The organism is Ancylobacter sp. Lp-2 (genome assembly GCF_020523795.1).
Lineage (GTDB): Bacteria > Pseudomonadota > Alphaproteobacteria > Rhizobiales > Xanthobacteraceae > Ancylobacter.
This window is the reverse complement of sequence record NZ_JAJALI010000001.1, coordinates 365,213-384,631: the sequence shown is the minus strand read 5'-3', so window position 1 is coordinate 384,631 and position 19,419 is coordinate 365,213. Positions and strand designations below refer to the sequence as shown.

Sequence of the window (19,419 nt, the reverse complement as noted above, 5' to 3'; positions counted from 1 at the left end):
ACGCTGCCGGCGCGACACAGCGGCCGGAATAAGCACGCGGAAAGGCCCGCCGGGTTTTTACCGACCCGCCCGCCCGCGCTATGCTGGCGCCATGATGACCGCCGATTCGGACGACCGCCGCCGCGCCCTGGCGCTGACCCCTGTTTCACGTGAAACAGAGGACCGCCTGGTCGCTATTGCCGCGCTCCTGGAGAAGTGGCAGCGCACCATCAACCTGGTGGCGCCGGGCACGCTGCCGAAACTGTGGACCCGCCACATCGCCGATTCGCTGCAGCTGGTGCCGCTGGCTGGCGAGGCGACGCGCTGGGTCGATCTCGGCTCTGGCGGCGGCTTCCCCGGGCTGGTGGTGGCGGCAGTGCTGGCGGAGCGCGACGGCGCCGACGTGACGCTGGTGGAGAGCGACAGCCGCAAGGCAGCGTTCCTGCGCGAGGCGGCGCGGATCGCCGAACTGCCGGCCACCGTACTGCCGATGCGCATCGAGCAGGTGGCGTCGAAGATCGCCGCCGGGGTGGAGATCGTCTCCGCCCGGGCGCTGGCGCCGCTGCCGAAACTGCTCGAACTCAGCTATCCCTTCCTGGCGCAGGGCGCGCGCGGCCTGTTTTTGAAGGGACAAGATGTTGATAACGAATTGACCGAGTCATCTAAATCTTGGAGAATCGACGCCAGGATTACCGAGAGCCTCACCGATCCCGGCGGGCGCATCCTGATGGTCGAACGGGCGGTGCCGTTGGATCGCGATCCGAGCGGATCGACACGGCACGGCGGCTGAGAGCCGGCGCGAGATTGGCCTGGGAAGGCCGGACCAGAGGCGGTTCACCGAAAGCGGGAACGGACCATGAGCGAAATCGGCGACGAAACGATATCCGGCGAGGCGGCCTCGCTGGCGCCGCGCGCGCCGGCGACGGTGCCGCGGGTGCTGGCTCTGGCCAACCAGAAGGGCGGGGTCGGCAAGACCACCACCGCGATCAATCTCGGCACCGCGCTGGCCGCTATCGGCGAGACGGTGCTGATCATCGATCTCGACCCGCAGGGCAATGCCTCGACCGGGCTCGGCATCGAGCGGCGCGACCGGCGCATCTCCACCTATGACGTGATGTGCGGCGAGGCGACGCTGCGGCAGGCGGCGCTGCCGACCGCGGTGCCGCGGCTGCATATCGCGCCGTCCACCATGGATCTCTCCGGCCTGGAGCTGGAGCTGGCCACCGTGCGCGACCGTGCCTATCGGCTGCGCGACGCGGTGCGGCGGCTGAACACGGATTCGTCTCATCTGCGTAACGAATCCTTCGAGTTCAGCTATGTGCTGATCGACTGCCCGCCGTCGCTGAACCTGATCACCGTCAACGCCATGGCGGCGGCGAACGCCATTCTGGTGCCGCTGCAATGCGAGTTCTTCGCGCTGGAAGGATTGTCGCAACTGCTGAAGACGGTGGAGCAGGTGCGGCAGACGCTGAATCCCGGCCTGTCGATCCATGGCGTGGTGCTCACCATGTTCGACGCCCGCAACAACCTGTCTAACCAGGTGGTCGAGGATGTGCGGCAGTTCATGGGCGAGAAGGTCTACGAGACGATCATCCCGCGCAATGTCCGGGTGTCGGAAGCGCCGTCCTATGGCAAGCCGGTGCTGCTCTACGATCTCAAATGCGTGGGGTCGCAGGCCTATCTTCGTCTCGCATCCGAAATAATCCAGCGCGAGCGCAATCTGCGCGCGTCGGCGACGGTCTGAAGGGTTCTGGGAGCGCTCCATGGCAATGGCGGAAGATGGTGGCCGTTCGCGGCTGGGTCGCGGTCTGGCGGCGCTGATCGGCGATTTCGGTGACGACAGCCCGGCGGCGTCGGAACGGGCGGCGCCTTCGGGCGCGGCGCGGCGGGTGCCGGTGGCCTTCCTGCGGCCGAACCCGCGCAATCCGCGCCGGACCTTCGTCGAGGCGGATCTCGAGGATCTCGCCAATTCGATCCGCGAGCGCGGCATCATCCAGCCGATCGTGGTGCGCCAGCAGGCGGGCCAGCGCGACGCCTATGAGATCGTCGCCGGCGAGCGCCGCTGGCGCGCCTCGCAGCGCGCCGGCCTGCACGAGGTGCCGATCGTCGTCGTCGACGTCTCCGATCGCGAGGCGCTGGAAATCGCCATCATCGAGAACGTCCAGCGCGCCGACCTCAACCCGCTGGAAGAGGCGGCGGGCTACCAGGAACTCGCCGACCAGTTCGACTATTCGCAGAACGATTTGGCGCGGGTGATCGGCAAGAGCCGCTCGCATGTCGCCAACACGCTGCGGCTCCTGAAGCTGCCGGACAGCGTGAAGGCCTATCTCGCCGATGGGCGGCTGTCGGCGGGCCATGCGAGGGCGCTGCTGACGCAGGACGACCCGGAGACCATCGCCCGCGCCATTGTCGAGCAGGGGCTGAATGTGCGCGCCGTCGAGGCGCTCGCGCAGGAGCTCAACGAGGCGAAGGCGCAGGCCGAGGGCAAGCCGGCGCGCAAGTCGCGCACGCCGCGCGAGGTCGATGCCGACACCAAGGCGCTGGAGAAGCAGCTGTCGGATGTACTCGGCCTCACGGTCAGCCTGCGCCATGACGGCAAGGCCGGCGAGCTCCGCATCCGCTACGCCTCGCTGGAGCAACTCGACGAGCTGTGCCGCCGGCTGTCGGCGGGCTGATCCGCTTCCGATTCGATAGCGAAACGAACGGCGCTCAGCCGCGCCGGGCGGCGGCGGCGAGCTGAAACAGCGCGCGCTCGGCCAGCTCCGGCCCGAGCAATGCGTTACGGCGCGCGGCGAGCAGGGCGTCGTCGACGGCGAGCAGCGCCTTTTCCAACCGGGCGGCGGTCCAGGAGCGCAGCGCCTTCTCGACCAGCGGCTTGCGGCGGAAATGGATCGCCGGGCGGGCACCCTCCATGGCCCGCTCGACGCTGCCGCCCGCCTCGATGCCGAGCCGCATCAGATGCAGCCCCTGGGCGGCGCGGGCCACCGAGCCGAGGATAACGTCGCCGCGCATGCCTTCGCCCAGCGCCTTGCGGTAGGCGGTAGCGGACTCGGCCGAGAGGCCGGCGAGCGCGTTGTCGACCACCTCGTCGAGCGCGAGCGCCGAGGCATCGCCGACGATGTCGCGCACATGCTGGGCGGTGATGCGCGGCTCGCCGGCGACGTAGAGCAGCAGCTTCTCGACCTCGCCGCGCGAGGCGAGACGGTCGCCGCCGAGCAGCGACATCAGCTCCTCTCGGGCGTCGCGGTCGATGGCGATCCCGGCGCTAGCGGTCATGGTGTCGATCAGCCGGGCGAGATCGCGCTCGCTGTCGGCGTAGCAGGCGACGGCATTGGCGCGCGGCGAGGATTCGCAGCTGGCCCGCAGCGGCGCGCCCTTCTTGAGGTCGCCGGCCTCGATCACCACCACCGCGTCGAGACCCGGCATGGCCAGCAGCGACTCGACGGCGGGAACGATGTTCTTGGAGCCGGCACGTACCGAGATCACCCGCCGGCCGCCGAACAGCGCCACCGTGCCGGCTTCGTCGACCAGCCGGCCGGGATCGCCGGCGATGTCGTCGCCGTCGATCCGCACCAGCCCGAACGGATCGGTGGAGCCTTCCCCGGCCTTGGCGAGGAAGATGCGGGCGCGCTCGCGCACCAACCCGGTGTCCGGCCCGAACAGCAGCAGCACCGGCCGCAGCGGATCGATGCGCGACAGCGTGGCCTCGACGTCGCCGGGCCTGACCGCGACCATGGGGGCTCAGCTCTTCGGCGGCGCCGAGGTGGGCGTGCCGATGATGGGCGAGGAGGGATCGGTGATGGTGGCGGATCCGGCCGCCGCGCCGATGCTGCCCTTGTTGGTGAAATACACCGCCAGCTGGCTGCGGATGGTCTCGGCCACCACGGTGGAGGCGCGGTTCTGCGCGTCGCGGATGGCGCGGGCCCGGGCGAAGCGCTGGTAGCCGCTGTCGATCGAGGCCTTGCCAAAGGCGTTGGAGGCGGTGACCGGCTTCTTGTCGTTGCCGGCCTCGAACAGCTGCCACTTCGAATCGACGGTGATCATCTCGACCTCGGGCAGGCCGGAGACCGGGTCGATGATGACCGAGCTGGTGTTGTCGGTGATGTTCAGCACCAGCCGGTAGGGCGCGCCGACCGGGTTGCCCGCGCCGCCGGTGAGGGCGAAGATCAGGTCGTTACGCACCTCGTTGGAGACACGCCCCTGGGCGAACACCACCTCGACGTCGCGCAGCTGGTCCTGCAGGCCGGTGCCGGCCTCGTTGGTGCTGTTGGCGTACATCGGCCGGAAACAGCCGGTGGTGAGGCCGGACAGCAGCAGGACGCCGGCGAGGGCGATGAGGCGGCGGCGGGACGGCGCGGCTTTGCGCGGGAGGTCAGGCGACGACATTCACGATCCTCTGCGGAACCACGATGATACGCTTCGGCGCGCGCCCGTCGAGGGCCTCGGCGACGAGATCGAGCGCCAGTACCGCCTGCTCGACCTCGGCGGGGCTCGCCTGCTTCGGCACGGTGATCTCGCCACGCCGCTTGCCGTTGATCTGGATCGGCAGCGTCACGGTGTCGTCGACCAGCAGAGCGGGATCGCTGGCCGGCCAATGGGCGGTGGCGGCGAGACCTTCCTGGCCGAGCACCGTCCAGCATTCCTCGGCGAGATGCGGCACCATCGGCGCCACCACCGACACCAGGATCGACGCCGCCTCGCGCAGGGCGAAGGCGAGGTCGGGGGCCGCCGTGCCGGCCTTGCGCGCCACCGTCAGCGCGTCGCCGAACTCGTTGGCGAAGCCATGCACGCGGGCGACGGCGACGTTGAAGCGCAGGCGCTCGATATCATCGGCCACCTGGACGGCGAGGCGATGGGAGGCGCGGCGCAGCGCGGTCGATTCGGCGCCGAAATCACCGGGCGCGGCGAGGCCGGCCGGGGCCAGCGCGACGGTGTCGCCGACCAGCCGCCAGATGCGTTGCACGAAGCGCCAGGCGCCCTCGATGCCGGCGCTGGTCCATTCGCTGTCGCGCTCCGGCGGGGTGTCGGAGAGCATGAACCAACGGGCGCAGTCGACGCCATAGGTGTCGGCCACCACTTCCGGCGGCACGACGTTGCGCTTCGACTTCGACATCTTCTCCGGCGCGCCGACGGTGACCGGCTCATCGGTGCCGACGCGCACGGCGGTGCCGTCCGGCCGCTTCTCGACCTCCTCGGGGAACAGCCACTTGCCGGCGGTGTCCTTGTAGGTCTCGTGGACGATCATGCCCTGCGTGAACAGGCCGGCGAACGGCTCCTTCACCGAGACGCGGCCGATCTTCGCCAGCGTGCGGGTGAAGAAGCGCGAATAGAGCAGGTGCAGGATCGCGTGCTCGATGCCGCCGATATACTGGTCGACGGCGAGCCAGGCGTCGGCGGCGTCCTTCTGCAGGGGCGCGGTGTCGGGCTGGGAGGCGAAGCGGGCGAAGTACCAGGACGAATCCACGAAGGTGTCCATGGTGTCGGTCTCGCGCCGCGCCTTGGCGCCGCAGTGCGGGCAGTCGACGTGCTTCCACGTCGGGTGCCGGTCGAGCGGGTTGCCGGGCTGGTCGAAGGTGACGTCCTCCGGCAGCCGCACCGGAAGCTGGTCCTCGGGCACCGCCACCGGGCCGCAGCTCTCGCAATGGATGACCGGGATCGGGCAGCCCCAATAGCGCTGGCGCGAGATGCCCCAGTCGCGCAGGCGGTAGTTGACCGCCCGCTCGCCGACCGGCGCATTGCCGGCGATCTCGTTCTCGAGGCGCAGCGCCACGGCTTCCTTGGCCTGCGGCACGTTATTGCCGTCGAGGAAACCGGAATTGAACAGCGTGCCGTCGCCGTCATAGGGGCCGTCGGCCACCGAGAACTGCGCCGGATCGGCGCCGGTCGGCAGCACCACCGGCACGATCGGCAGGCGGTACTTGGTGGCGAAGTCGAAGTCGCGCTGGTCATGCGCCGGGCAGCCGAAGATGGCGCCGGTGCCGTAGTCCATCAGCACGAAATTGGCGACATAGACCGGCACCGAGGGGCCGCCCAGCGGATGGGCGACCTTCAGGCCGGTGTCGTAGCCCATCTTCTCCTGCGTCTCGATCTCGGCGGTGGAGGTGCCGCCGCGACGGCACTCCTCGACGAACGCCTTTAGCGCCGGATCCTTGGCCGCCAGCGCCTCGGTGAGCGGGTGGCCGGGCGACAGCGCCAGGAAGGAGGCGCCGAACAGCGTGTCCGGGCGGGTGGTGTAGACCTTGATCTCCTGCGGCAGCTCCGCGGGAGCGTTCTCCACCGCGAAGCGGACATGCAGGCCCTCGGAGCGGCCGATCCAGTTGCGCTGCATCAGGCGCACCTTGTCCGGCCAGCGCTCCAGCGTGTCGAGGCCGGCGAGCAGCTCCTCGGAGGCGTCGGAGATGCGGAAGAACCACTGGGCGAGCTTGCGGCGCTCGACGAGAGCGCCGGAGCGCCAGCCGCGGCCATCGATCACCTGCTCGTTGGCGAGCACGGTGTTGTCGACCGGGTCCCAGTTGACCTCGCTCTCGCGGCGATAGACGAAGCCGGCCTTGAGGAACTGCAGGAAGATGCGCTGCTGCTCGCCGTAATAGGACGGATCGCAGGTTGCGATCTCGCGCGACCAGTCGAGCGACAGGCCGAGCAGCTTGAGCTGCTCGCGCATGGTGGCGATGTTCTCGTAGGTCCACTTGCCCGGATGGGTGTTGCGCTCGATGGCGGCGTTCTCGGCCGGCAGGCCGAAGGCGTCCCAGCCCATCGGGTGCAGGACGTTGAAGCCCTTCATCCGCTTGAAGCGCGCCACCACGTCGCCCATGACGTAGTTGCGGCCATGGCCGATATGGATGCGCCCCGACGGATAGGGGAACATCTCCAGCACATAGTATTTCGGCCGCGGATCGTCATTGGCCGTGCGGTAGATGCCGCGCTCGTCCCAGATCTTCTGCCAGCGGGGCTCGGCCTCGCGGGCATTGTAACGCTCAGTGGTGGTCGAAGGCTGGGGCGAAGGCGATGTCATGGAAGCCGGTCTTGTCGTCACGGTCGGTGGGAAGCGGGCGGGGATGGCGGGCCGCCCGCGCGCGGAAAATCGCGCGCAAGGACTGGCGGCGCCGGACTAGGGCACGAAGTCGGCGCTTCGGTCAACCTCCGGCGGCGCCCCGGCCGGCGGTGGCGGAGGCGGTTCCAGGGCCCTGGCCGGCCGGTCGGACCGAGCCGCCGAGCCGGACCCGGTTGCGGCCCGCCTGCTTGGCGGCATAGAGCGCCTGGTCGGCCGCCAGCATCAGGTCGCCGCCATACAGGCCCGGCGCCGGCGCGCAGGTGGCACAGCCGATGCTGACGGTGACCGGCCCCCTCAGCGAGGGGGCGTGGTCGATGCCGAGTTCCTCGACCGCCAGCCGCAGCCGCTCGGCGAGCTCGGCCGCCGAAGCGAGGGTGGCACCGGGCAGCAGTACGGCGAATTCCTCGCCACCGATGCGGGCGATCACATCGGTGCCGGCCACTGCGCCGGCGAGCGCCTGGGCGATGCGGTGGAGGCAGCGGTCGCCGTCCATATGGCCGTAATGGTCATTGTAGAGCTTGAAATCGTCGATATCGATCATCAGCACGCCGAGATGACGCGCGGTGCTCCACTGGACGGCAAAGACGGCGTCGAAGCTGCGCCGGTTGGCGATGCCGGTGAGCGGATCGAGACTGGCCAGCGAGCTGAGCCGCCTGTTGGCGCTGCGCAGCGCCTCCTCGCGATGGGTCAGCTCTTCCGCCATCGCCTCGAAGGCCGAGGCCAGCGGTGCCAGTTCGGTGATCACCACCCGACCGCCCTCGCGGGGATCGTCGTCGCGTTTGCCCTGGCCGAAGCGGGTGAGCCGGCGTGACAGCGCCTGTACCGGGGCGACGATCAGCCTCTCGCCGGCGATCCACAGCCCGGCCAGCAGCATGGCGATGGCGGCGAGCAGCGTCGCCCCCGCCCGCCAGGTGGCGCGCTCGACGTCGCGCGTCACCGCTGTCAGATCGATGCCGACGATGAGATGCATGTTGCTGGCGGGCAGGCGGCCGAAACCGTACAGCCGCATGCGGCCGTCCGGTCCGGCAGCGGTGACGGTGCCCTGGCTGCGGGCCATGGCCGCGCGCACCGGACCGGTGCCGGCGAGCGTGCGGCCCACCAGCTGATGGCGATCGGGAAAGGCGGTGAGGGTGAGGCCGGCGGCATCGACGACGATGGCCTCGGCATCGCTGCCCAGCTGGTTGGCGAAGGATTTCGGGAACAATTCGTCGATGCCGAGGCGTGCCATCACGGCGCCGCGCGGCATGCCGTCATCGTCGAACAGCGGCTGGGCGAGATAGATCGCCGGCATCGGGTCGAGCAGACGCTGCGGCACGGGGTCGAGATTGGCGATGCCGCGCATGGCGATCTTGAAATAGTCGCGGTTGGCGACGCTCAGGCCGACCGCCTTCTCGGTGGTGCCGCAGACGATGAGGCCGTCGGCATTGGCGACGAACAGCGATTCGACGGAGCCCGACACCGCCAATATGGCCGGCAGGTCCGGGCAGAACTGCTCGCCGACCTGCGATGCCACGGTGGCGAGCATGGAGCGCGCGGCGACCAGCGCCAGATTGTAGTTGCCGACGCCCTGCTCCACCACGTCGAGCACCTGCGTGCGCGCGGCGGCGAGCCGTTCCTGGTGCAGGCCGACAATGCTGGAGGTCCGCTCGGCGACGAGCAGGGCCATCGCCAGGATGACGAAGGCGGCGAGGCGCACCCGGAGGCTGACGGTCCGCACGCGCGGACGGACCGTGAAAGGAGCGCGGGATCGTAAGGGGCCGGGAGAGGGGGCCTCGTCGGCACCCCGATCTTTCGTCACCGAATGTCGTGCGTGCTCGGGCCTGTGATGTCTGAGGCTACCCCGAGTGCCGCCACCCGGCAAGGATAGGTGCGCGAAATCCCGCGCGGTGGCTGTCAAATCGCGCCATTGCTTGGCATATGAGGCGTCTGGTTCGCCCGCCGCCCGAAGGAAGCTCGCCATGACTGCTGCCTCTCCCGCTGGTTCGCCCGTCGCCTCGACCGTTCCCCTGCACCTCGCCGAGGTGCGCGCCGCCATCGCCCGCGCCTGCCGCGACGCCGGACGGCCGGAGGACGCCGCGAAACTGGTGGCGGTGTCCAAGACCTTCGACGCCGACGCCATCCGTCCGGCGCTGGAGGCCGGGCAGCGCCGCTTCGGCGAGAACCGGGTGCAGGAGGCCAAGGCGAAATGGCCGGAGCTGAAGGCGGACTATCCCGATGTCGAGCTGCACCTGATCGGGCCGCTGCAGAGCAACAAGGTGCGCGAGGCGCTGGCGTTGTTCGATGTGATCCACACGCTGGACCGGGCCTCGCTGGCGAAGGAGCTCGCCAAGGAGATCCCGAAGAGCGGCCGGCCGGCGCCGCGGCTGCTGGTGCAGATCAATACCGGCGAGGAGCCGCAAAAGGCCGGCGTGGCGCCGCTGGAGGCCGATGGCTTCCTCAAGGCCTGCCGCGAGGAGTATGGCCTCGCGGTGGACGGGCTGATGTGCATCCCGCCGGCCGGTGAGCCGGCGGCGCCGCATTTCGCGCTGCTGGCCACCATCGCCCGGCGCAACGGGCTGCCGGTGCTCTCCATGGGGATGAGCGGCGACTACGAGACCGCGGTGGCGCTGGGCGCCACCCATGTGCGGGTCGGCAGCGCCATTTTCGGGACGCGCTGAGGACGTTGACCGGCGCGGCTCAGCCGACGACGAGGGCGGTGCGCGGGCCGATGCGCGGCAATAGCCGCATGAGGTCGGCGCGGCGGAAGGCGATGCAGCCGGCGGTGGGCTCGAAGCCCTCGCGCGCCAGATGGACGAACACCGCCGATCCGCGCTGGGCGCGGCGCGGGCGCTGGTTGTGATCGAGCACCAGTACCAGATCGTAGAGGCGGTCCGGCCGCCACATCTCCTCATGCGAGGGGCCGAAGGGCGCGCGCACCGGCCGGTTGTAGCGCCCATGCGCCGGCGCGTCGCACCACAGATCGTCCGGCCGGGTGCGGCGCAGCGGCAGGCCGCTTGCCGGCCGCCGGCCGTGATCGGCGCGCCAGCGCAGCTCGAGCGGGTGCCAGGTGCCGGCCGGGGTGGCGCCGTCGCCCTCACGCTTGTCGTGGCGGATACCGCCGCGGCCGAGCGCTACCGGGGCGGCGAATCCGGGGGCGAGAACGAGGCCGCGCGTGGGGCATCCGGGGCGGGACACCACTTGGAGCCGGGAGATCGTCCCCGGCTTTTGTTTGCGAAAGCTCTTCTTCTTCACGCGTTTTCCGTTCACGATCACGTCACGAGCCGGGCCGTATCGCCTTTTAGCGATGCGGTCACTCTTGCCGAAGGTGCCGAGCCTGCCTAGTCCGGGAGCGTGATCGACGACGAAGCTGATATCACGCCGGGTTTCGGACGACGGGACAGGCAGCGCAACTCAAGCGATCGGAAATTGACAGATGGCGAATGCTCAAAGGGTTCTGGTGGTCGATGACGACAAGGAACTGCGTGAGGCCCTGGTGGAGCAGCTCGCCCTCTATGACGAGTTCGAGGTAGTATCCGCCGACAGCGTGCGCGCCGCGCAGGAAGCCGTCGACACTGGCCGTATCGACCTGGTGCTGATGGATGTCGGCCTGCCGGACGGCGACGGCCGCGAGGCCGTGCGCGCCATGCGCCAGAAGGGCTTCAAGGCGCCGGTGATCATGCTCACCGGCCACGATACCGACAGCGACACCATCATGGGGCTGGAAGCCGGCGCCAACGACTATGTGGCCAAGCCGTTCCGCTTCGCGGTGCTGCTCGCCCGGCTGCGGGCGCAGATGCGCTCGCATGAGGCGAGCGAGGACGCGGTGTTCACCATCGGGCCGTACACTTTCCGCCCCGGCGCCAAGATGCTGGTGACCGAGCGCAACTCCAAGATCCGCCTCACCGAGAAGGAGACGGCGATCCTGCGCTATCTCTACCGCGCGGGGAAGAAGCCGGTGGCGCGCGAGATCCTGCTGCAGGAGGTGTGGGGCTACAATTCCGGCGTCACCACCCACACGCTGGAGACGCATATCTACCGGCTGCGGCAGAAGATCGAGAAGGATCCGTCCCACCCGAATCTGCTGGCGACCGAGGCTGGCGGCTACAAACTGGTACCCTGACCGCGCGTCAGGTGATTCACTTACCGGTGAATCTGATTCGCGCGGATGATTCGCGTCCGTGCGCTGGAGGTTGGCCCGCCCGATGGCCATCGAGGACGACATCGCGCTACTCGAAGGCGTGCCGCTGCTGCAGCTGCTCGGCCGCGAGGGACTGCGCGTGATCGCCATCAGCGCCGATACGCGCCGCCTCAACGAAGGTGAGGTGCTGTTCCGCGAGGGCCAGTTCGCCGACGCCGCCTATGTGGTGGTGACCGGCCGGCTGCGGGTGTGCCACGAGAACCCGGCACGCAGCGCCAAGCCCGGCCATAGCGAGGACGTCGGTCCCGGCACGCTGCTCGGCGAGATCGCGCTGATCACCGACACCAAGCGCCCGGCCACCGCCACGGCGCTGGCGCCTTCGGCGGTGCTGCGCATTCCGCGCGTGATCTTCATGCGCACGGTGGAGAGCTACCCGGAATCGGCGGTGCGCATCGCCGAGGCGCTGAGCGAGCGGGTGAGCGTCACGCTCGGCCAGCTGGAGAGCGTGCGCCGGCGGCTCGACGAGATCGGCGCCCCGTCCGGCGGGCGCTGAGGCACCGCGCCCGGGACTGGCCGCGCTTCGCCGGCCTTTCGTTGCCTTGTCGCTTTTCCTGCCGTGCCGGGATATTTCGGGCGACCTGACCAAGCTCCAGCCCGGACCGGCGCGATGATCCCCGTCACCAACCGCATCAGCCTCGCCGAGGAGGAGATCGTCGAGGTGTTCGTGCGCGCCTCCGGGCCGGGCGGGCAGAACGTCAACAAGGTGTCGAGCGCGGTGCAGCTGCGCTTCGACGTGCGCTCCTCGCCGAACCTGCCGGAGGCGGTGAAGGAGCGGCTGGAGAAGATCGCCGGCAAGCGGCTCACCAATGACGGGGTGATCGTGATCTCCGCCCAGCGCTTCCGCACCCAGGAGCGCAACCGCGAGGACGCCCTCGCCCGGCTGGTCGAGATGATCCGGGAGGCGGCGGTGGTGCCGATCACCCGCCGGCCGACCCGGCCGACGCTCGGCTCGAAGATCCGCCGGCTGGAGGGCAAGGCCAAGCGTTCCGGCGTCAAGGCGCTCCGGCGCGACAAGCCGGGCGGCGGCGCGGAAGACTAGGCGGCGAACGATCAGGCGGCGGGGAAGGCTTGTCGGTGAGGGAGACTTGGCGCGGCCTCAGAAATCCGAGGCGATGCCCTTCACTTCCCAGTCGCCATAGCGCACCGGCTCGGGGCCGCCGCGCCCGTCGATCTCCTTCGGCAGCGGCGCCGGCGTGCCCTCAGCGGCGCGGCGGGCGGCAGCCTCCTCCAGCGCGCGGCGGGCGGCGGGGGGGAGCTCGCGGGCCGGAGCCGGCGACGGGGATGCGGGGGCCTTGGTGTTCTCGTCCATGGCTCATTGGAAGCATCGCGCGCGGGGCGGCGTCAAGCCGGCGGGTGGCCGGGCAGTTGCTCCGATGGTGTTGGGGCAACGGCCCGGCGCGGCCCGGCTCCCTTGCGGTAGCCGGCGGGGCTTCCCATCCTATTTCCAGCACGGGTGCCGCCGGAGCGGCGCCGGACGAGGAAAGCGATGAACTATTTTCGCACGGCGATCCTGCTGGCGGGGATGACCGCGCTGTTCATGGCGGTCGGCTACCTGATCGGCGGATCGAGCGGCATGATGATCGCGCTGGTGGTCGCCGCCGGCATGAATCTGTTCAGCTACTGGAATTCCGATCGCATGGTGCTGTCGATGTACGGCGCCCGCGAGGTCGATCGCGCCAGCGCGCCGGAATTCGTCGGCATGATCGAGCAGCTGGCGGCGCGTGCCGAATTGCCGATGCCGCGCGTCTACATCATCGACAACCCGCAGCCCAACGCCTTTGCCACCGGCCGTAACCCGCAGAACGCCGCGGTGGCGGCGACCACCGGCCTCCTCAACGCGCTGTCGCGCGAGGAGGTCGCCGGGGTGATGGCGCACGAGCTGGCGCACATCAAGCATTACGACACGCTGACCATGACCATCACTGCGACGCTCGCCGGCGCCATCTCGATGCTGGCGAATTTCGCGATGTTCTTCGGCCATAGCCGGGAGAACAACAACAACCCGTTCGGCATCATCGGCACCATCCTGATGATGGTGCTCGCGCCGTTGGCGGCCATGGTGGTGCAGATGGCGGTGTCGCGCTCGCGCGAATATGTCGCCGACCGCACCGGCGCGCTGATCTGCGGCCAGCCGCTGTGGCTCGCCTCGGCGCTGGGCAAGATCGCCAATTTTGCCCACCAGGTGCCGAACATGGAGGCCGAGCGCAATCCGGCCACCGCGCATATGTTCATCATCAACCCGCTGTCGGGCGAGCGGATGGACAATCTGTTTTCCACCCACCCCGCCACCGAGAACCGCATCGCCGCGTTGCAGGCGCTGGCGCAGGAGATGGGCGCTTCGGCCCCGGCCCCGGCCGGGGCCGGCTGGGGCGGCCGACCGGACGGCGGCGGCGCCGCGACGGCGCGACCGTCGTCCGATCCGTGGGGGCGCGGCGGCGAGGAGGGCGGGCGGCGCGGCCCCTGGGGCTGAGCCGCGCTTCGGGGCGGGCTTCGGCCGGAGGGCGGGGGCTTGGCCGGGGGGCATCGAGGGGTGCGCGGTGCCATATTCCACGCAATGCCGGCGGCACGCTTGAAAAACCGCGACTTCGCGGCTATCAGAGGCGCCGTCGATGCGCCTTTGTGGGCCGCGGTAGCTCAGCTGGTAGAGCAACGCATTCGTAATGCGTGGGTCGGGGGTTCGAATCCCTTCCGCGGCACCATTACCCCGTCCAACGGGGTACGATATAGTCCAGCAAACATTGTAAAATCAACGGTTTGATCGCTGGTCAGTGTCCAGCGCGGACCGGCGATGTGCAGTGCTATCCAATGTGAAAGTTGGTACGATTGTTGGTATCGCAAATCGGGGTGTTGGTATCGCCCCGTTTCGGGGGTATCGACTGTGCCACTTACCGATCTTGCCTGCCGGAACACCAAGGCCGGCAAAACCCTCCGAAAATTGTCAGATGGCGGGGGACTGCAGCTTTGGCTGCAGCCTAACGGCTCCAAGCTGTGGCGCCTTGCCTATCGGTTCGACGGCAAGCAAAAGTTGCTCGCGATCGGGCCTTACCCGCTGATCTCACTGGTCGAGGCGCGCCAGGCCCGCGATCAGGCGAAGCGTGCCTTGCTGGCTGGCGAAGACCCATCGGCGCAAAAGCTTGCCGCCAAGGCGGAGGCGGAAGTCGCCATCACATTTCGTACGCTCGCGGAGGAGTACGTCGAAAAGCTCAAGCGAGAGCGCAAGGCCGAGCGAACCATCGCAAAGGTCGAGTGGCTACTCGGCCTAGCATATGACGATCTCGGTAGTCGCCCGGCTGCGTCGATCAAAGCGGGGGACATCTTTCCGGTCCTCCAGCGCATCGAGCTCAGCGGACGGCGCGAGACGGCGAAACGTTTGCGCTCGACGATCGGCGCCGTGTTTCGGTATGGCATCGCCACGGCGCGCGCTGAGGCCGACCCAACAGCCGCGCTGAAGGGTGCCCTTGCCGCCCCGATCGTCACGCCAAGGGCGGCGGTTACCGAACCGAAAAAGCTTGGCGCACTTATCCGGGCCATCGACAGTTTTGATGGTCAAGTTACGACGCGGGCGGCTTTGAAATTGATGGTGCTGCTATTTCCTCGGCCTGGAGAATTGCGAGCCTCAGAATGGGCAGAGTTCGATTTCGCGAAGTCAGAGTGGAACATTCCTGCAAGCCGCGCGAAGATGCGTCGCCCACATCGCGTGCCGCTTCCGCCTCAGGCTGTAGTCGTTCTTCAAGACCTCCACTGTCTCACCGGCAGGGGCAAGCTGGCCTTTCCCTCGGTACGCAGCGTGTTACGGCCGATTTCCGAGAACACGCTGAACGCTGCGTTGCGTCGACTGGGCTATGCGCGGGACGAAGCGACCGCCCATGGCTTTCGCGCGACGGCCTCGACGCTCTTAAATGAAAGCGGGCTCTGGCATCCCGATGCCATTGAACGTCAATTGGCTCATGTGGAGGGCAACGCCGTTCGCAGGGCCTATGCACGCGGAGAGCACTGGGATGAGCGCGTCCGCATGATGGGGTGGTGGGCGAACTACCTTGATAAGGTCAGAAGCGAGATTTAAGGTAATATATTACAAATAGGCTTGAACATGTCGCTCTATCCGAATTCAACGATTACAATGAAGCGCGGAGACTAAATTGTCTAAAAGAGAACGAGAAAAAGAAAAGGAAATGATATCAAAAATTAGATATAATAATTTCCCTTACATATCAGAAGAGGTATTTGATCGGATATTGAGTGATATTGGAAATGAGGAGGAGTCATATTTTTCTAATCCTATTTGGTTGCCATCGATATTAGATGATATTTCTGAATCAGATCGAAAAAATATAAGATATAAATTTATAGATGTATGCCAGAATGATATCGATTCACTAAAATTTTATATTAAGATAAGCCTAGACTTTTATGATAAATTACTGAACGAAACTCCTTCACTAGAATTACGAAACATTTACAATAGCGTTATAAAATCAGAAACTTTCGCTCGCCTTCAAAAAATGGAGGCGCGCGATGTTTTCCGCTTTTTTAACGAGCCAAAGGCCGAAGCAGACTATACTTATTGGGCTGATTTAGCGTGTTGGTCAGTGGATGAGGCGACAGCCTTGTCCTTCGGCAAAGAGCCACGTGTTGTAAATCGAGAGACCCTTGCTGAGCCAATGCCTGGGTCACGATTCAAGAAAGAATACGAAGCGCGTTTTGAGCGTTTCACTCGAGCGATTCAAGCCGGAGATCTTACAGAGCCTCTGAGGCCTAGAGATCTCATGAGACGGATTGCCAAATTTGGAATTTCTTATCCTCAGAATCTGATCGATTTAATACCTTCAGATAAGAATGTTCAGATTGAAAATAATAATAATTACCAGGAATTGCAAAATGAAGTACAACGGCTAAGAACCGAAAATGCTGCATTGATGGCACTAAATTTTGAGCCGGATGAATCTAAGCCATCTACAAAAAGCTTATATAAATTGATTTTGGCGATGGCAGTCGGGGGATACAGTTTCAAAATTCCAGGAAACTCAGGAGCTGTCAGCGATATAATTGACGATATGACACGTCATATCGATGGGCCTTACGCTGGAATCCTGAAGCTTTCCGATGAAGCCATCCGCAGCACACTGCGCCGAGCGGCAGCTGCCCTTGGCGTGCATGAGGTTGGTCGCCGGTAGACCAGCCGAAAATCCAAAGTTGGATTCCTGAAATCCAACTTTGGCTCTCTAGGGCCAAGTGGTCGTTACCTGTCTTCGCCATCGTCGAAGCAATCACGCTTCGGAATGGAGCGAACAGGAATGGCTACTTATCCTTCTTCTCTCGAGCCGCTGACTTTCGGGAGGCATGGGTTGGCGCCCAGCGCGCCGCAATGTTCCGTCCAGCAAACGGGAACGGTTTCCAACTTCGTCGACCTGACGCCAGCCGAACTCGATGAAGGCTGGGTCCGTTTGCGTGACATCGTCAAGCCCAATGGCATTTGGCCGATCTCGCGGTCGACCTTTTACGCCTGGGTAAAGGCGGGGCGGGTTCGGCCCGGTGTCAGGCTCGGCCCTTCGGTAACATGTTGGCCCCGCGCCTATATCCGCCAGCTCATGACCAACGTGGAGCTTGATGGGGGGGCCAATGGCTGACCTCCTTCAAGGGCTCGAACTGCCCAAAAAATACTACGGTGACGACATCTTCGTTCGGTGGGAGGGGTGCGACAAGCACCCGCTCGCGAAAGCGGAAGAAGCGATTGAGGCTCGGCGTAAAGTCATTGAGCTTCTCCGCAACTCGTCGGGCCAGCGATCCTCCAAGCGGGCACTTGCTGCCCGCTTGGCCAAGTGCCGTGCCGGGCGTCGATGCCTCAGCGGGGCATGCCCTGAGTGTATCCGGGCGCACCAGCGTTGGTTCACCCGGACATCTTGGACCGCGATGGAAGGGCGATCGGAGGAGTTCGTTTCCGTCACGATCGTTCCGACGCGGTGGGACGTCCCGGGCAAGGAGACCATGACCGGCGACCTCGAAACAGCTCGTAAGCTGATTTCTCTCGTAATGAGGTTTGCCGGCGCTGGGGTTGCCCTGGGGGCGATCGACCTATCCTTCAACGAACGCCGGGGACAGCTTGGCTCGGAGCTCAAATGTGCTCACGCGCACCTGCTGGTCTCAAAGGTCGGGCTGCCAGTATGGCACCGCCGACTGCGGATGATGTTGCCGTCGACGCCAAATGTCGACCGCCCCCTACTTGTCGAGCCCTGGGACGGTAACCCCAAGTTCATCAACTACACGTTTCGGCCGAACCTGTCGCGACGGGTCTCGATCGATCCGGTGGGGGATGGGCGAGAGAAGGACCGCGCGAATACTCGGACGCCGCCACTGCTTAATCATCAGCGGGTCGAGGCTGCGCTGATGCTCGACGGCTTCGGCCTTGTGAACCGGATCATCCACCCCGGCTTCCGCCTCGATACGAATCACAAGGTGCCGACCTTCGTGCGGATCGAAGACTGAGCCGGCCATCGTCGCTGCAGTCCCCGTCGCCGCGCTTTCCCATCCAGCCACACACATCGGCCGCGCGGCCCCCTGCCGCGCGGCCGATGTCTCCCCCAGATTGATTGGAACCGAACATGACCAAGGCATCGTCGCACGCACACCACAACTCAGCTCCCGTCCTCCGAGTCGCCCATATATTGAAGTCGCTCGACACCGACCCGCCGCACTATTTTTACCGCTTCAGCTTCACCGATCTGAACGGGCGACGCCGAACCCTCGACCTGCCACGGGAAACCTCAATCGCTAAGCTGGTGCGTGCGCTGCTTGCCCACGGCTTGAATGCGCCCCCTCACGAGGTACGGGCGCTTGTCGATGACGCCCTTGCAAATGAGCCCGACAATATCATCGGCGCTACGCTGCGCTCTGGCTGGCGGGGCGAGGCCTATATCGGCCATCGCGCGAGCTACGGGGCTGGCGCTTCGAAGTTGCTCGGCTCGGTGCGCGAGCCGGCGCTACGCTGCCGAAGGGGCTCGCTTGACGATTGGAAGGCCGGTTTGCACGCACCTTGCCTGAAGTCGGACGCCTTGACCTTCAGCATTTGCCTCGCCTTCGCCAGCCTCATTCCGGGCTTGCTCGGCATCGAGCGGGGCGTGCTGTTCCATTTGTGGGGCGAGCCCGAAGCGCACATTTCGGTGTGCTCGCGCGCCGCCCAATCCGTGTTCGGCCGGGCGCGGAAGGTCGATGTGTCCGCCAATACCCTTCGACCCGGCACCGTCGCGGAGCGCTGCGCGAGCCGGTCGGACCTGCTGGCAATATTCGACGAGATTCGCCTCGACACCGAAATGCGCAAGGCGCTCATCGATGCCGTGGTCCATAGCGTTGATGCGGCGCCATCGAAGCACGCCAACCGGTCTAAACGGCTCGAACTGGGCTGGCGCACCATGGGCCTGTCGACGTCGGAAGCGCCATTCGGCCGACGCGTGCGCGGTACTGAACTGCAACATGTCGACCTACCGGTTCTGCCCATGAGCGCCGGGGGCATCTTCAACGCCTTGGCAGAGGATGACGATGCCGGTGACCTCGCCGCCCAGGCCGAAGAGACCGTCGAGGCGAATTACGGCATCGCGTTCGACGCCTTCATCCGGCATCTGGTCGACAATCAGGCGGAGGTGAAGGCGGCCGCCATCGATCTGCAAATGCGGTTTGTCGAGGCAGTCCGCAAGCGCTGGAAAGTCTTCGACCATCCCCTCGCCTCGGCATTCGGGCTTGTCTTCGCCGCTAGCGTCATCGCCACGCGCGCCGGGACAACGCCTTGGCGCGGTGTCACACACGTCGAACGGGTTGTCGTTCGCCTTTACCGGCGCGCTCTCGCTTCGAGCTTCGACCCGGTGGGTAAGGTCGATTTCCTTCTGGCGCTTCTCGCGCTCGCGCGGGCCGCCGGCTGCCTGCCGCATGTCGAAAAATCGCTCGCGATTCCCGCCGGCGCGGTCGGTATTCGCCGTAAGCTCCCTACCCATGGCGAGTGTGTGCTGCTGCGCCGCGACTATCTCCACACATTTTGGCCTGACGCACGTGATCTCGACCTGGTCATTGAGGAGCTCAAGGCGCGCGGTTTGCTCGTGCTCGCCAAGCGGGGGCGCATCAACACGATCCAGGCTCAGGTGGAAGGGGTTTCGAGCCGCTCGCGCTATTACGGCCTCAAGGCCAGTGGCGTGTTCGCGGACGTGCCGCGAGCGGCCTGATGAGC

Annotated in this window: 19 protein-coding genes and 1 tRNA gene; 14 read left to right on the top strand and 6 right to left on the bottom strand. The window is 66.3% G+C overall.

All coding sequences use genetic code 11. The features are described 5' to 3' along the window. Positions 1-91 precede the first annotated feature (91 nt). The 3 genes from rsmG to LGR54_RS01810 all read left to right on the top strand — a co-directional run bounded on the left by rsmG (position 92) and on the right by LGR54_RS01810 (position 2,654). Positions 92-769 (top strand): 16S rRNA (guanine(527)-N(7))-methyltransferase RsmG, encoded by a 678-nt coding sequence (gene rsmG, locus LGR54_RS01820; protein WP_230360270.1) that lies wholly within the window; start codon positions 92-94, stop codon positions 767-769. A 66-nt stretch (positions 770-835) separates the two neighbouring features. Then, positions 836-1,723 carry a ParA family protein gene (locus LGR54_RS01815; RefSeq protein ID WP_255607144.1) on the top strand — a complete coding sequence of 296 codons (888 nt, stop codon included), beginning with the start codon at positions 836-838 and terminating at the stop codon, positions 1,721-1,723. Between the two features lie 19 nt (positions 1,724-1,742). After that, positions 1,743-2,654 carry a ParB/RepB/Spo0J family partition protein gene (locus LGR54_RS01810; RefSeq protein ID WP_230360269.1) on the top strand — a complete coding sequence of 304 codons (912 nt, stop codon included), beginning with the start codon at positions 1,743-1,745 and terminating at the stop codon, positions 2,652-2,654. A gap of 34 nt (positions 2,655-2,688) precedes the next feature. Here LGR54_RS01810 and holA read toward each other — a convergent pair whose 3' ends face one another. The 4 genes from holA to LGR54_RS25930 form a co-directional block, all read right to left on the bottom strand. Continuing rightward, complete coding sequence (holA, locus tag LGR54_RS01805) at positions 2,689-3,714, bottom strand: DNA polymerase III subunit delta (protein WP_230360268.1); 1,026 nt, start codon at positions 3,712-3,714, stop codon at positions 2,689-2,691. A gap of 6 nt (positions 3,715-3,720) precedes the next feature. Further along, a complete protein-coding gene (locus LGR54_RS01800) occupies positions 3,721-4,365 on the bottom strand; it encodes a hypothetical protein (RefSeq protein WP_230360267.1) in 645 nt (214 codons plus the stop codon). Then, the gene (leuS, locus tag LGR54_RS01795; protein WP_230360266.1) at positions 4,352-6,991 is read right to left on the bottom strand and encodes a leucine--tRNA ligase; all 2,640 of its coding nucleotides are present in this window, start codon (positions 6,989-6,991) and stop codon (positions 4,352-4,354) included. Before leuS ends, LGR54_RS01800 begins: the two co-directional genes overlap by 14 nt. A 121-nt stretch (positions 6,992-7,112) precedes the next feature. Next, positions 7,113-8,747 (bottom strand): sensor domain-containing diguanylate cyclase, encoded by a 1,635-nt coding sequence (locus tag LGR54_RS25930; protein WP_230360265.1) that lies wholly within the window; start codon positions 8,745-8,747, stop codon positions 7,113-7,115. A gap of 241 nt (positions 8,748-8,988) precedes the next feature. Between LGR54_RS25930 and LGR54_RS01785 the strand changes: the two genes are divergently transcribed. Further along, positions 8,989-9,687, top strand: a complete 699-nt coding sequence (locus tag LGR54_RS01785) for a YggS family pyridoxal phosphate-dependent enzyme (protein WP_230360264.1) — start codon at positions 8,989-8,991, stop codon at positions 9,685-9,687. A gap of 19 nt (positions 9,688-9,706) precedes the next feature. Here the strand turns inward: LGR54_RS01785 and LGR54_RS01780 are convergent, their stop codons facing one another. Continuing rightward, entirely contained in the window at positions 9,707-10,276 is a 570-nt protein-coding gene (locus LGR54_RS01780; protein ID WP_370638105.1) for a L,D-transpeptidase, read from the bottom strand. Positions 10,277-10,442: 166 nt separating this feature from the next. Here LGR54_RS01780 and LGR54_RS01775 point away from each other — a divergent pair, with 166 nt between their 5' ends. From LGR54_RS01775 to arfB, 3 genes are all read left to right on the top strand, one after another. Further along, positions 10,443-11,129, top strand: a complete 687-nt coding sequence (locus tag LGR54_RS01775) for a response regulator transcription factor (protein ID WP_230360262.1) — start codon at positions 10,443-10,445, stop codon at positions 11,127-11,129. A gap of 82 nt (positions 11,130-11,211) precedes the next feature. Then, on the top strand, positions 11,212-11,700 hold the full coding sequence (locus LGR54_RS01770; protein ID WP_230360261.1) for a cyclic nucleotide-binding domain-containing protein: 489 nt from the start codon (positions 11,212-11,214) through the stop codon (positions 11,698-11,700). Positions 11,701-11,814: 114 nt separating this feature from the next. Then, positions 11,815-12,246 (top strand): alternative ribosome rescue aminoacyl-tRNA hydrolase ArfB, encoded by a 432-nt coding sequence (arfB, locus tag LGR54_RS01765; RefSeq protein ID WP_214007940.1) that lies wholly within the window; start codon positions 11,815-11,817, stop codon positions 12,244-12,246. 57 nt (positions 12,247-12,303) lie between these two features. On the opposite strand, the gene LGR54_RS01760 is transcribed toward arfB, so the two are convergent. Continuing rightward, positions 12,304-12,516, bottom strand: a complete 213-nt coding sequence (locus LGR54_RS01760; RefSeq protein WP_230360260.1) for a DUF1674 domain-containing protein — start codon at positions 12,514-12,516, stop codon at positions 12,304-12,306. A gap of 177 nt (positions 12,517-12,693) precedes the next feature. Here LGR54_RS01760 and htpX point away from each other — a divergent pair, with 177 nt between their 5' ends. From htpX to LGR54_RS01725, 7 genes are all read left to right on the top strand, one after another. Then, the gene (gene htpX, locus LGR54_RS01755) at positions 12,694-13,677 is read left to right on the top strand and encodes a zinc metalloprotease HtpX (protein ID WP_230360259.1); all 984 of its coding nucleotides are present in this window, start codon (positions 12,694-12,696) and stop codon (positions 13,675-13,677) included. A 153-nt stretch (positions 13,678-13,830) separates the two neighbouring features. After that, a tRNA-Thr gene (locus LGR54_RS01750) sits at positions 13,831-13,906 on the top strand. A 179-nt stretch (positions 13,907-14,085) separates the two neighbouring features. Next, on the top strand, positions 14,086-15,270 hold the full coding sequence (locus tag LGR54_RS01745; protein WP_230360258.1) for a site-specific integrase: 1,185 nt from the start codon (positions 14,086-14,088) through the stop codon (positions 15,268-15,270). A gap of 76 nt (positions 15,271-15,346) precedes the next feature. Then, a complete protein-coding gene (locus LGR54_RS01740; protein ID WP_230360257.1) occupies positions 15,347-16,381 on the top strand; it encodes a hypothetical protein in 1,035 nt (344 codons plus the stop codon). 120 nt (positions 16,382-16,501) lie between these two features. Further along, positions 16,502-16,834, top strand: a complete 333-nt coding sequence (locus tag LGR54_RS01735; RefSeq protein WP_230360256.1) for an AlpA family transcriptional regulator — start codon at positions 16,502-16,504, stop codon at positions 16,832-16,834. Continuing rightward, positions 16,827-17,690, top strand: a complete 864-nt coding sequence (locus LGR54_RS01730) for a hypothetical protein (RefSeq protein WP_230360255.1) — start codon at positions 16,827-16,829, stop codon at positions 17,688-17,690. Before LGR54_RS01735 ends, LGR54_RS01730 begins: the two co-directional genes overlap by 8 nt. Positions 17,691-17,806: 116 nt before the next feature. Next, entirely contained in the window at positions 17,807-19,414 is a 1,608-nt protein-coding gene (locus tag LGR54_RS01725) for a DUF927 domain-containing protein (protein WP_230360254.1), read from the top strand. Positions 19,415-19,419: the final 5 nt, after the last annotated feature.